Source organism: Caballeronia sp. AZ10_KS36, from assembly GCF_023631105.1.
GTDB lineage: Bacteria > Pseudomonadota > Gammaproteobacteria > Burkholderiales > Burkholderiaceae > Caballeronia.
This window is the reverse complement of record NZ_JALQDQ010000037.1, coordinates 263,871-275,881: the sequence shown is the minus strand read 5'-3', so window position 1 is coordinate 275,881 and position 12,011 is coordinate 263,871. Positions and strand designations below refer to the sequence as shown.

General features: G+C 63.1%; 8 protein-coding genes. 4 read left to right on the top strand and 4 right to left on the bottom strand.

Annotated elements, in window-relative coordinates:
* The first annotated feature begins 337 nt into the window (after nucleotides 1-337).
* Both NCR35_RS23675 and NCR35_RS23670 read left to right on the top strand, forming a co-directional pair.
* Entirely contained in the window at nucleotides 338-3,526 is a 3,189-nt protein-coding gene (locus NCR35_RS23675; protein ID WP_250536352.1) for a bifunctional diguanylate cyclase/phosphodiesterase, read from the top strand.
* Nucleotides 3,527-3,970: 444 nt separating this feature from the next.
* The gene (locus NCR35_RS23670; protein WP_250536351.1) at nucleotides 3,971-5,542 is read left to right on the top strand and encodes a methyl-accepting chemotaxis protein; all 1,572 of its coding nucleotides are present in this window, start codon (nucleotides 3,971-3,973) and stop codon (nucleotides 5,540-5,542) included.
* A gap of 302 nt (nucleotides 5,543-5,844) precedes the next feature.
* Here NCR35_RS23670 and NCR35_RS23665 read toward each other — a convergent pair whose 3' ends face one another.
* From NCR35_RS23665 to NCR35_RS23655, 3 genes are all read right to left on the bottom strand, one after another.
* On the bottom strand, nucleotides 5,845-6,942 hold the full coding sequence (locus NCR35_RS23665) for a branched-chain amino acid ABC transporter substrate-binding protein (RefSeq protein ID WP_250536538.1): 1,098 nt from the start codon (nucleotides 6,940-6,942) through the stop codon (nucleotides 5,845-5,847).
* Nucleotides 6,943-7,117: 175 nt separating this feature from the next.
* Nucleotides 7,118-8,473 (bottom strand): amidase, encoded by a 1,356-nt coding sequence (locus tag NCR35_RS23660; RefSeq protein WP_250536350.1) that lies wholly within the window; start codon nucleotides 8,471-8,473, stop codon nucleotides 7,118-7,120.
* A 5-nt stretch (nucleotides 8,474-8,478) separates the two neighbouring features.
* A complete protein-coding gene (locus NCR35_RS23655) occupies nucleotides 8,479-9,162 on the bottom strand; it encodes a DUF2848 domain-containing protein (protein WP_250536349.1) in 684 nt (227 codons plus the stop codon).
* A gap of 187 nt (nucleotides 9,163-9,349) precedes the next feature.
* On the opposite strand from NCR35_RS23655, the gene NCR35_RS23650 reads away from it, so the two are divergent.
* Together NCR35_RS23650 and NCR35_RS23645 are read left to right on the top strand one after the other, a co-directional pair.
* Complete coding sequence (locus NCR35_RS23650) at nucleotides 9,350-10,294, top strand: LysR family transcriptional regulator (protein WP_250536348.1); 945 nt, start codon at nucleotides 9,350-9,352, stop codon at nucleotides 10,292-10,294.
* 29 nt (nucleotides 10,295-10,323) lie between these two features.
* Complete coding sequence (locus NCR35_RS23645) at nucleotides 10,324-10,866, top strand: ureidoglycolate lyase (RefSeq protein ID WP_250536347.1); 543 nt, start codon at nucleotides 10,324-10,326, stop codon at nucleotides 10,864-10,866.
* A gap of 100 nt (nucleotides 10,867-10,966) precedes the next feature.
* Here NCR35_RS23645 and NCR35_RS23640 read toward each other — a convergent pair whose 3' ends face one another.
* Nucleotides 10,967-11,917 carry a LysR substrate-binding domain-containing protein gene (locus NCR35_RS23640; RefSeq protein ID WP_250536346.1) on the bottom strand — a complete coding sequence of 317 codons (951 nt, stop codon included), beginning with the start codon at nucleotides 11,915-11,917 and terminating at the stop codon, nucleotides 10,967-10,969.
* Between the last annotated feature and the right edge of the window lie 94 nt (nucleotides 11,918-12,011).

Here is a 12,011-nt window from a genome sequence, read left to right as displayed (position 1 = left end):
TCACCTTCGCGGGTCGCAGCGAGCAATCGCTCCATTAGCACTCGCAACGATCCCGACGAAGCGAACGTCCGGCCTCCGCCGATCCTGCCTCTCGCTGCCCCCTTCGCAGCATGCCCACAGCCGACACGCCCTCCCATAACGCGTGCGCACCGTCAACGCGCATCTGCGCACTACTATAGTGAAATTCAATCCAACGCTAAAGTTCGATAGCGGAACGCCGTAAATGTCGATGTATCCGGCTGGCTTTTTTCGAAGCCGGCGCGCCCATCGCACGAACGCACGAGGTCCCGTTGATGCATCGTTCTTTTAACAGCCGGCACTGCACCGCTCGCAGGCGATGAAGACCAATCACTTCTTCCGCCTGCTCGCCCGCCTCCGCGTGGGCCACAAGCTGCTGCTGATCTATCTGTTGGACCTGAGCGCGGTCATCTATATCAGCGGCATTCTGATCCACGAGAAATATCTCGCGATTGATTTCTCCAACAAGGAGATCGTCGGCAACGCATATGTGCGGGTCGTGACGAGCGCGCTGATCGACGTCGCGCTGACGGGCGCAGGTCAGCGCTTGCCCCCCGCCGCATGGCGCGCGACGATCGATCAACTCGCCGCCGCCGAAGCGCAATACGGCGAGCCGCTGCAAAGCGCCGCGCTCAATCGCTCCTTGCGCGATGCGTTGCAAGCGCTGTCGCTCGACAGGCAGCCGGACGCCCCGACAAGCCACGCAGCGCTCGACGCATGCCGCGAACTGATCACGCGTATCGGCAATCAATCGAACCTGATCCTGGACCCCGACCTGGACAGCTACTACACGATGTCACAGTCGATCCTGCGCTATCCCCCGCTGATCGATGCAGTCAACGGCATCGGACGCCACCTGCATGAAGGACGCACCGCGCGCTCGCGTGAAGAAGTGCGCACGCGTTACCTCGTGCTCGAAGGCCAGCTCGACGCCGCGATGCAGGGCCTGCGTTCCGACTTCGCGGAAGCGGCCGCGGCCAATCACGCGCTCGACGCATCGCTCGGGCCGTCAATCTTGCGCATGCGCGCAGCGGTCGATGCCTTTCGTCATGCGGCGCGCGTCGTCGTGGACGGCGACAGTGCTCCAGACGCCGTGACGCTTTCTCTTATCGATACCGCGCAGCAATCGGTCATCGCCAATGCGAGCACGAGCTGGCGCATAACAGGAGCGAACCTCGATCGACTGCTGCGTGCCCGCGTGGAAGGACTGTTCTCGAAGATGTGGTTGCATCTCGGGACTGCGCTCTCCTTGTTGTGCGGCATTCTCGCGATGGTGTACTTCGTTGCCCAGCAGATCTCCTCGCCGCTACGCAAGCTGGCGCGCGTGATGGATACGGTACGGCGCACGGGCGACCACTCGCTGCGCGCTACCTGGCACAGTCAGGACGAGATCGGCCAACTGGTGCGCGGCTTCAACGACATGCTCGCGCAGCTCGATCACGAACGCGACGTGCAGAAGGAACTCGCAGCATCGACACGCGCATCCGCCGCGCAATATGCGCTGGTGGAAGCGACGCCCGTGCCGATGGTCGTCACTGCGATTCCCGGCCATGAAGTGCTGCACGCAAACAAGCCCGGCCTCTTCTGGCTCAACGGCTGCGCGACGGACCCTTGGGCGTTCGGCCTGGATTCATCGACACGCGCGCGATTCTTCCAGCAATTGTCCGACCGTGAGGCCATCAATGAATTCGAGGTTCACTGGAAGGCCACCGCGCAGCCGACATGGGCGATGCTGTCCGCGCGCCGCCTCGATTTTCAGGGGCGCGATGCCATTCTGACCGCCTTCACGCCGATCAATCAGATCAAGCTCATGGAGCAGCGCCTGGAATTGTGGGGCCGCGTGTTCGAGGCGTCCTCGGAAGCGATCGTCATTCTCGACGCCAACGCGCGTCTCGTCACGGCCAATCCGTCCTTCTATCGCGCAACTGGCTATCGTAACGACGATGTCGTCGGCAAGCCGCCGGCGTTCATCGGCCCACAGGAGGACGGGGACGAACGCGCGATGATCGCGCGGATCGTGGATCGCTGCGAACACAGCGGGACCTGGAACGGTGAAGCGCAAGTGCGGCGGCGCCAGGGCAGCAACTATCCCGCGTGGCTCATGGTGAGCACGGTGCGCGACAAGAAGAGCAGCGTGTCGCATTACATCTGCACGCTCATCGACATCACGGACCGCAAGAAGAGCGAAGCGCGCATCCAGTTTCTCGCGGAACACGACGTGCTCACCGAATTGCCTAACCGAGCACTCTTCGGCGCGCGGCTGAAGGCGGCCATCGCTCAAGCGCAGCGCGCGCAGCAACGCGCCGCGGTATTGTTCATCGATCTCGACCGCTTCAAGAATATCAACGACTCGTTAGGGCACCATGTCGGCGACGGGCTGCTGCGTTCCGTCTCGCGGCGGCTCCTGCAGGGCGTGGGCGCCAACGACACGGTGAGCCGTCTCGGTGGCGACGAATTCACGGTCATTCTCACAGGCGTGAGCAATGCGAGTGACGTGATGCACATCATCGAGCGAAGGCTCGTCACGCTGCTGCGCGAGCCGCATGAGGTCAGCGGCAAGACGCTGCAGGTATCGTGCAGCGTGGGCGTGGCGCTTTATCCCGACGACGGCGCGGACATCGACACGCTCATGCAAAACGCCGATGCCGCGATGTATCAGGCCAAAGCGGAAGGCCGCAATCTCGTGAAGTTCTTCTCGGCGGATATGGCGGAGAACGCACGCTACCGGCTTTCGCTCGATGCGAGCCTGCGCACCGCGACCGAGCGCGGGGAATTGCGTCTGGTGTGGCAGCCGTGTCTGGATGCGCGGACCGGCGCGCTTGCGAGCGTCGAAGGGCTCCTGCGATGGGATAGCCCGCTGCTCGGCAATGTGATGCCATCGCAATTCATCTCGGTCGCCGAAGAAACCAAGGTCATCATTCCGATCGGCGCGTGGGTGATCGAGGAAGCGTGCCGGCAGCTCGCCGAGTGGCGCGACAGCGCAGGGCTTGCGATTAGCGCATCGGTGAACGTGTCGGCGATCCAGCTGCGCCATCCCGAACTCGTCGGCGTGATCGAGCGCAGCCTCACGAAGCACGGCGTGCCGCCGCATTGCCTCGAACTGGAAATCACCGAGACTGTGCTGATGGATAGCGCCGAAAGCTACGTGGAGGCGATCGATGCGATTCGCTCGCTCGGCGTGAAACTTTCGCTCGACGACTTCGGCACCGGCTATTCCAGCCTCAGCTATCTGAACCGCTTCGCGCTCGACCGGCTGAAGATCGATCGCGCGTTCGTGCACGACATGCTGGATGCGCCCGCCGACCTCGCGATCGTGAAGGCGATCATCGATCTCGGGCACGAACTGAAGCTGCGCGTGGTCGCGGAGGGCGTCGAGAGCGCGCACCAGGCAGATACGTTGCGCGGCATCGGATGCGATCAACTACAGGGCTTTCTGTTATCGAAACCCATGCCGGGCAGCGCGTTGCCCGCGTGGTCGGAGGCGCTCATGGCGCGCGAGGAGGCGTGAGCGTCGCGAGTCGCATGGCCGTGCCGCCGGGACCGGGCGTGGTGCCAGTCTCGGTCGGCTGCATGCGCTTGTTTTCGAGTTGCGCATAGGCCTCCGACGCCCCCGAGTCGTTATGCATTCTTCTCGAGTTGATATTCCAGCAGCTTGACCGTGACCGAGACGGCGGCAATGTTCCAGCCTGATGATGAGTTGGCTGACGATAAGGAATGCCGAATATCGCGCAACGAATGCAGCAGGCGCCCCTTCCATGTCGTCCTCACATCTTCTGGATCGCGAACATCGAGCGGTTACGCCGCGCTTGCCGGCTTGGCTGGCGTGAGCGCAGGCCGTTGCGGAGTTTTTCGATAAAGCTACCGAACTTACTCAGGCAGGCTCCAGTTCCGGTGTCAATTGACGATAACACCAATACATACTCATCGCCGCTCACCTGTTATCGACTCCGCCATGAAACTTAGCCTGAAGATCCCTCTCGCGTTTGCACTCGCGCTCGTGCTGATGTTCGCCGGTGCGCTGTACGGCATTTACGCCTTGAACCGCTCCATCGATACATATCGCACGGCGGTAGCCGACAACGTCGCGAACGAGCGGATGGTGTCCGAGACGCTCGTCACCTTCAAGCTGCAAGTTCAGGAGTGGAAGGACACCCTGCTGCGCGGCAAAGACCCGGCGAAGCTCGACAAATACTGGGCCGCTTTCCAGGCGCGCGAAAGCGCGGTCAACCAACTCGCGGACCAGCTGAAAACGCGTCTCCCGCCGGGCGAAAGCCGCACTCTTGTTGAGCGTTTCTCCTCGGCTCATCACGCGATGGGCGAGGGCTATCGCCGAGGCATCGAGGCGTTCAGAGCAGCGGGCGCCGAATCTTCGGCGGGCGATGCCGCCGTCGCCGGCGTCGATCGCGAACCGGCCGCACTGCTCGAAGAGGCCGCGAAGAAGATCGCCGCCGACAGCGCCGATGTCTCCGCGCAGGCCGACCGCGCGGCGCATGCCGCCTCGGTGACGAGCATCGGCTTGATGCTCGCCGTGTTGACGCTCGCGCTCGGTGGCGGCTTCCTCTTTAGCCGAACCGTGTCACGCCCGATCGCCCGCGCGCTCGGATGCGCACAGGCGGTCGCGGAGGGCGACCTTTCGCTCGACTTCGACGCGCACGGCAAGGACGAAATCGCCGAACTGCTCGGCGCGCTCAAGCACATGCAGACGAGCCTTGCGAATGTCGTCAGCAAGGTGCGCCGCAATGCGGAAGGCGTGGCCACCGCTAGCGCCGAAATCGCATCGGGCAATCTCGATTTGTCCTCGCGCACGGAGGAGCAGGCCGCCTCGCTGCAACAGACGGCGGCCAGCATGGAGGAACTCACCACGACCGTCGGCCAGAACGCGAGTCACGCGGTCGCGGCGTCGTCGCTTGCAGAGGACGCACGGCAGACCGCCACGCGAGGCGGCGAGATGATGAAGCAGGTCATCGCGACGATGGACGGCATCGCGGAAAGTTCGGGCAAGGTAAGCGAGATCATCGCCGTCATCGATGCAATCGCGTTCCAGACCAACATTCTCGCGCTCAACGCCGCGGTCGAAGCGGCGCGTGCCGGCGAGCACGGGCGCGGCTTCGCGGTCGTGGCGTCCGAGGTGCGCTCTCTCGCGCAGCGCAGCGCGTCGGCGGCGAAGGAAATCAAGGCGCTGATCGAACAGTCGGCCGGGCGCGTCGACGCAGGCTCCAAGCTGGTGTTCGACACCGGCAGCATCATCGCGGGCATCGTCGAATCGGTGCAGCGCGTGACCGGCGTCGTCAGCGAAATTACTTCGGCATCGCAAGAGCAGCGCACCGGCATCGAGCAAGTCAACATGGCCGTCACGCAGATGGACGAAGTCACGCAGCAGAACGCCGCGCTCGTCGAACAGGCCTCGGCTGCTGCACACGCGCTCGCCGAGCAGGCGAGTTCGCTGCGCAATGCGGTCGCGGTGTTCAAGTTGCGTGGCGATGGCCATTGCACGATCAATGATGCGACGCCGGTGCCCGCGTGATCCCAGCGACGCGCACTACTTGGCGCAATGTCGCGCCGCATAGTGAAGAACGTGCGCGCGTCGTCTCGCCGCCGGCAACCGACGTGTGACGGCCTGGCGCTCGGGTAAGTGAGAAGCAAGGCTCGGGAGGTCCGACAGCAACGTGCGCGCTCGGGAAAGCGGTTAGCGCGACCGTTACGATCGCGACATCGATTGCCGTTTCGTGCAGCCGCCACAGTACCGGGCGATTCTCCATTTCGCCGCCCAACAAGCAGAGTCGAGTCTGAGCGGCGCCAACCCGTTCGATGCACGTTGCCGCGCCATCACATGCGTATGACGTCCATCACGGTTTTCTTTTTGTCTTTGAACTGATAGATGGTAATCGCCGCATCCTTCAAGTCGCCACGCGGATCGAATGAGATCTTTCCAATCACGCCGTCATACTGCGTGACGGGCATGGCCGCCAGAACCTTCGTGCGCTCGACCGAGTTGGCGCGTTTCATTGCGTCGTAGATCACGTAGACGGCATCGTAGGCGAACGGCGCATAAGCATCGATGGGCACCTTGTAGCGCGCTGTGTACCGACGCTCGAACTCCTGCCCTTTCGGCATCTTCGACAGCGCGAGTCCGGCTTCGGAACACACCACGTTGCTGATCGCGTCGCCCGCGAGGCCCACCATTCTTTCCGTGCATGCGCCATCGCCGCCCAACACTCTCGCCGTCATGCCCAGATTCGACGCCTGTTTCGCCAGCGGCCCGGCCGTTGCGTCGGAGCCGCCGTACATGATGACGTCAGGCCGCAGCCCCTTGATCTTCGTCAGGATCGCGCGAAAATCCGTGGCCTTGTCATTGGTTGCCTCGCGCGCGACGATCGTGCCGCCGTTGGCCTTCACTGCTTTCATGAATTCTTCGGCGAGGCCTTGACCATAAGCCGTCGAATCGTCGATCACGGCGATGCGTTTCGCGTGCAACGCACTGAACGCGTAGCGCGCGAGCGCCGGCCCTTGCAACGCATCGGTTGCCACCACGCGGAAGGTCGTCTTGTACCCCTGCTGCGTGTAGGCAGGATTGGTCGAGCCTTGAGAGATTTGCACGACCTGGGCTTCGCTATAGATGCGCGACGCGGGAATGGATACTCCCGAATTGATGTCGCCGACCACCGCCACGACGCCCCCGTCGACGAGTTTTTGCGCGACCTGCGTGCCCGTCCGCGGATCGGCGGCATCGTCCTGCGAGTCGAGTTGCAAACGCACTGGTTTGCCACCGATCATCGGCCGCTGGCTGTTGATTTCGTCGATGGCAAGACGCGCAGCGTTCTCGCTGTCCTTGCCCATGTTCGCGAGCTGTCCCGTGAGCGGGGCAGCGTGGCCGATCAGCACGACAGCGGGCGTTGCATCGGCAGCATGCGCCGCAGCCTGCATGGCGGCCAGCGCGACGACACCGGCCAGAGAGCGAAGGTTTTGATTCACGGTCTGCCTCACATCGGTTGAAGAAGTTAGATCGAGCGCTGCATATGCTGCGCGACTGAAACCCAGTATTCGTGGGCCGAAAATGCGCGTCCAACGAGAAATTTTTCGTGCCGCCGATAAACAAACGTTATGCGGGCGCGACATCCGCGCGTTGGCGAAGCAGCGCTTCCACACTGCGGCCAATGGCGAGAATCGATGCATCGGCGAGGGCCGGGCCGCAAATCGAAAGACCCACGGGCAGCTCGCTCTCGGCATGACAAGGCAAAGTCAGCGCGCAGCCGTCCATGAAATTGACGACGCTAGGATTGCGCAGCACCTTCGCGTTCATCGCGAAGAACGCGGCATCGTCGCGGTCGACCTGCGCGATGGCGGGCGGCACCACAGCGACGGTCGGCATCAGCCATGCATCGAAATGCGCGAGCCGCGCGCGCGCGTCGCGGACGAAACGTTCACGCGCGGCCAGCAGATCGATATAGTCGGCGGCGCTGCGTCCTTGCCCCGCGAGCAGACGCTTCAGCACCCGAGCGTCATAGGCGTCGGCGTCACGCGCAAGATGCTCGCGATGCCATGCCCATGCCTGCGCAGCAGTGATGCCCGCGAGCGGATTCCCGCCCGCCACTTCGTGCAATTCCGGAAATGCGAAACGCTCCACCGATGCCCCCGCGCGCCGCAGCATCCCGACCGCGCGGTGGAATGCCGTTCTCACTGTTTCGTCGAGATCGTCGGCGACGTAGTCATACGTGACGCCGAACCGCAGCCCCTCGAGCGGGCGCGGCGCGGTATCGAGGGCTTGCCCGGAAATCACGCTGTCGAGCAGCGCGCAACAGTCGACACTGCGCGCGATTGGACCGACGGAATCGAACGATAGGGACAGCGGCACCGCGCCATCGAGTGGCACGCGCCGCGCGGTCGGCTTGAATGCGGTCAGCCCGCAAAACGCCGCAGGAATGCGAACCGAGCCGCCCGTGTCCGTACCGAGCGCTGCTGCCGCGTGCCCGAGCGCGACCGACACCGCCGCGCCCGAACTCGAACCGCCCGCGAGCAGTCCAGCGTGAAGCGGATTGACCGGCGTTCCGTAATGGGGATTCATGCCAAGGCCGGAGAACGCAAACTCGCTCATGTTGGTGCGTCCCACGAACACCGCGCCCGCTTCGCGCAGCCGCGCAACGGCCGCCGCATCGCGCACTGCGGGCGGGGCGCCGCACAGTACTCGCGAGCCGGCTGTCGTCACCTGTCCTTTGATGTCGAACAGATCTTTGATTGAAAGCGGGACACCGGCGAGCGCGGAAGGGACATAGCCGCGCTCGCGAAACGCGTCGCTGGCGTCGGCCGCTTCGCGGGCCGCCAACCGGTCGATATGCGTGTACGTTGCGCCGCCGCGTACGAGATCGGCATCGATAGCCGCGAGGCTCGCGTCGAGCAGTTCGCCTGCGGACAGGCGCTTGGCCGCCAGCGCCTTGCTGTATTCACGAATAGTCCGCATCGCCGTCACTCGATATGTGCGAGCGCATCGACGCTGTAGCGATGACGCAAGCTGCGCCGGAGCACGGGATCATGCAGTTCCAGTTCATACGCGCGCGCGGTCGTAAGCGCACCGAGGACGGGCTGCGTGCCGCAGAACATCACCGTTCCAGCAGGCATCGACATCGAGCCGAACGCCCGCGAGATCAACGACTCGGGATGCATCAGGCGCGCGAGCGTGCCTTCCTGATAGCGAATGCGCTCATTGTTCCCACCGATGCGCCAGCTGCGCGCAATCAGCGCGTCCCAGTGCGCGGCGACCTCCGAGTAGCGCCACAGCGACTGGCCGAGCGGCTTCGCGCATATCTGCTTCGACACGGCGACGTCGAATCCCTCGACTTTGCGGTCGGTATGATCGGACCCGATGCCGACCAGCAATCCGTCCGTTTCCGTCTGCAATAGCACGACCTCCACTTCGCCTGACGAATGTCCTCCTATCACTTCGATGCTGTCCGATGTGGTCAGCAACGCGGGCGCGACTTCATAAAAGCAGGGCACGCTCGACGGTCTGCGCACGCCGATCGCTTCCAGTTCGCGGATATGATGCTCGACTTCAGCCTCGTCTCGCCCCGCCCAGCCCGCGATCACGAGACGGCGCGCGCTGATTTCAACGGGCGTACCGCCCTCGATTTCGCATGACACTTTGTTCATTGCAACCTCCCCTGTTCTGACAACCGTTGGCCCCTGCATCCGTGAGGCTTTCGTTGCAGAGTGTTGGCACGCGCCGCAGGCGTGTCCAACAAATTAATGTTGTCGCGCCGTCGAATATTTTCTTGTCACGTGCCGCGAGACGCGGCGCTACACTCAGTCATCCGTGCTTGCATGCTCAGGGTGGTGAATGAATCTGCGCTTTCTGGAAACGTTTGTCTGGCTGGCGCGGCTGCGCAGCTTCCGGCTGACGGCCGAACGCCTGCATGCCACTCAGGCGGCCATTTCGAGCCGCATTTCAGCGCTCGAACAGGAACTGGGCGTGCGGCTCTTCGAGCGCGGTTCGAAAGAAGCGACGCTGACACAGGACGGCAGCAAGGCGCTGCCGTTCGCCGAACAGATTCTGAAGCTGAACCAGGCGATGCTCGCAAGCGTCGGCGATCGTTCGAAGGTGTCGGGTCTGCTGCGTCTTGGGGCGATCGAATCGATCGTACACACGTGGCTACCCGATCTGCTCAAGCGCATTCGGAACGAGTATCCTAATCTCGTGATCGAGTTGACCAGCGATACGTCCGCGAACCTCTCTGCGCAACTGGCGAACGGCCATATCGATGTGTCGTTTCAGACGACAAGTGTCAGCGGCGCGGATATGACCAACGTGCCGCTCGGCAGTCTGCCGATGCGCTGGATGGCCAGCCCCGTGCTCAATCTGTCTGCGCAGGCGCTGACCGAAGACGAACTGGCCGCGTATCCCGTCATCAGCTTCGCACGTCACTCTCCGCCGCATGAATTTCTCGCGAGCCTGTTCGCGGACAGCGGCGACATTCACGTGCAGATCAACTGTCTTTCGTCGGTGGCGGCGATCATCCGGCTGGTTGTCGACGGCTTCGGCATTGCGGTGCTGCCGCCCGCATTCGTGATGCGCGAACTGGAGGCCGGACAGTTGCAATTGCTGCAGGTCACGCATCGCGTGCCTGCATTGCCGCTCGTCGCCGCCTATCGACGCACGCCCGACAGTCTGCTGGCCGAATCGATCACGCGGCTCGCGCTGAACGTCGTGCTCGATTTCAGTCTGAAACATGGACCCGAGTTCGCGCTGTTCCCGCCATCGGACGACGCGCTGGGGTCCGCCTGAGTGATCTATTTATTCACGAGTACGCTGACATGCTGACTGCAACTTCCATTGCCATCGAACCGCTGGACGCGCAACGCTGCGAACCGTATGGCTGGCTGCTGGGCAAGCCGGTGCGCACGGACGGCGACGCGCCTGCGTTCGTCAGTCCCGCATCGGACTTCTGGCGCGAGCATCTGTTCGACACCGGCGCGGACGGGGAAACGGAAATACTCTGGGTGGTGTATCGGAATCGCAACGTGGAAGTCGCTTCGCTCGAATTGCATCGTCTGACTCAGCAGGCCATCGTGCCGTTGACGGCGCCTGTCGTGCATATCGTCGCAACCGCGCTGGAAGATGGCGAGCCCGATCTCTCGTCGCTGCGTGCATTCGAGATTACTGTCGGCAAAGGGCTTTGCATGCGCCCTAACGTCTGGCACGCAACGCGTGTGATGAATAGCGAGGCCACGTGTCTGATGCTGACCCGCCCCTCGACTACCTACGATCTCGTCGTTCATCTCAAGACGGGCGCGCCAGCTTGCGAAAGCGTGATCAAGGCTATCGACCGCCGTACGCTCGAACTGAGTACGTCTTGAGCGATCGGGCACAAGCTAGCTGCCCGAAGGCGGCCAGTGGTCAGCGCACGTTCGGGGGGATTAGGCGGCGCAAAAATTGGCGAAGGTAGGCCGCCGCGCGCTAGGAGAACTTCATGCTCGATCGGCAACTCGCTTTGGCCTCGGTAGTGATCCACTTGCCGAAAACCTTGACGGCTTCGTCCCCTGCACGATCCACATTGACGACCATCGTGTAATCTGGCCCGCGCCAGACGGGTCCCTGCAACGGACACACGAGCCGCCCTGCGGCGATCTCCCGCTCGATCAGAGGCAGCGATGCCAGGGTCACGCCGAGGCCCTCCGTCGCTGCGGCCAATTGCAGGAACACGTGATCGAAATGAAGATCACGCGCACCCTGCATGGCCGGTTCTCCCGCCTCCAGCAGCCATTCGGACCATGCCGTGCGTGTGGTTGTTGAATGCAGCCAAGTATGGCTGCGCAAATCGGCAATCGTGCCGAGCGGACGGCCGATCAAAACCTTGGGGCTGCATGCGGGCAAACGCAGGTCGGGCATCAGGACCGATGACTTGATGCCCGCAGCGTCCTCGGGCCCAGAACGCACGCCGATGTCGAACGCGTCGCTGACGTAGCGGAGCCGGCGTGACGTAGTGGAAAGCCTTACATCCACGTCGGGGTAAAGCGCCTGAAAATCCGCCAGCCGGGGAATGAGCCAGCACACCGCGAAACTCGCCAGCGCATTCACGCGCACCACACCCTTGATTCGGCGCGTGGTCGATTCTTGGCGCAACCGGCTCACCGAGCTGCCCAGCCGTGCGAACGCACCGTTGACATCGACGAGCAGTGTCGTTCCCTCGTCAGTTAACACAACGCCGCGCGCACGACGCTCGAACAACGGAACGCCGAACCAGTCTTCCAGCATGCGGATACGCTTGCCCACGGCCCAATGCGTCACGTGAAGCTCGTTTGCCGCGCCCGCGAAACTGCCGAGACGGGCCACCGCTTCGAAGTACCGCAAGGCATTCAAGGGGGGCAATGTTTCCGTATCTGCGGCGGCGGGCTTCTTAATTCTCATCGGTGACTTTTTCTCCCGTGAGCGCCAATTTTATGTCAGTTGTTGCGCGGGTGCCCTAACCGTACACTCGAGACACCTTGAAACGTTCTATACG

Coding starts and splice junctions, on each gene's coding strand:
- NCR35_RS23675 (WP_250536352.1), top strand. CDS start 338: ATGAAGACCAATCACTTCTTCCGCCTGCTCGCCCGCCTCCGCGTGGGC.
- NCR35_RS23670 (WP_250536351.1), top strand. CDS start 3,971: ATGAAACTTAGCCTGAAGATCCCTCTCGCGTTTGCACTCGCGCTCGTG.
- NCR35_RS23665 (WP_250536538.1), bottom strand. CDS start 6,942: ATGCAGGCTGCGGCGCATGCTGCCGATGCAACGCCCGCTGTCGTGCTG.
- NCR35_RS23660 (WP_250536350.1), bottom strand. CDS start 8,473: ATGCGGACTATTCGTGAATACAGCAAGGCGCTGGCGGCCAAGCGCCTG.
- NCR35_RS23655 (WP_250536349.1), bottom strand. CDS start 9,162: ATGAACAAAGTGTCATGCGAAATCGAGGGCGGTACGCCCGTTGAAATC.
- NCR35_RS23650 (WP_250536348.1), top strand. CDS start 9,350: ATGAATCTGCGCTTTCTGGAAACGTTTGTCTGGCTGGCGCGGCTGCGC.
- NCR35_RS23645 (WP_250536347.1), top strand. CDS start 10,324: ATGCTGACTGCAACTTCCATTGCCATCGAACCGCTGGACGCGCAACGC.
- NCR35_RS23640 (WP_250536346.1), bottom strand. CDS start 11,917: ATGAGAATTAAGAAGCCCGCCGCCGCAGATACGGAAACATTGCCCCCC.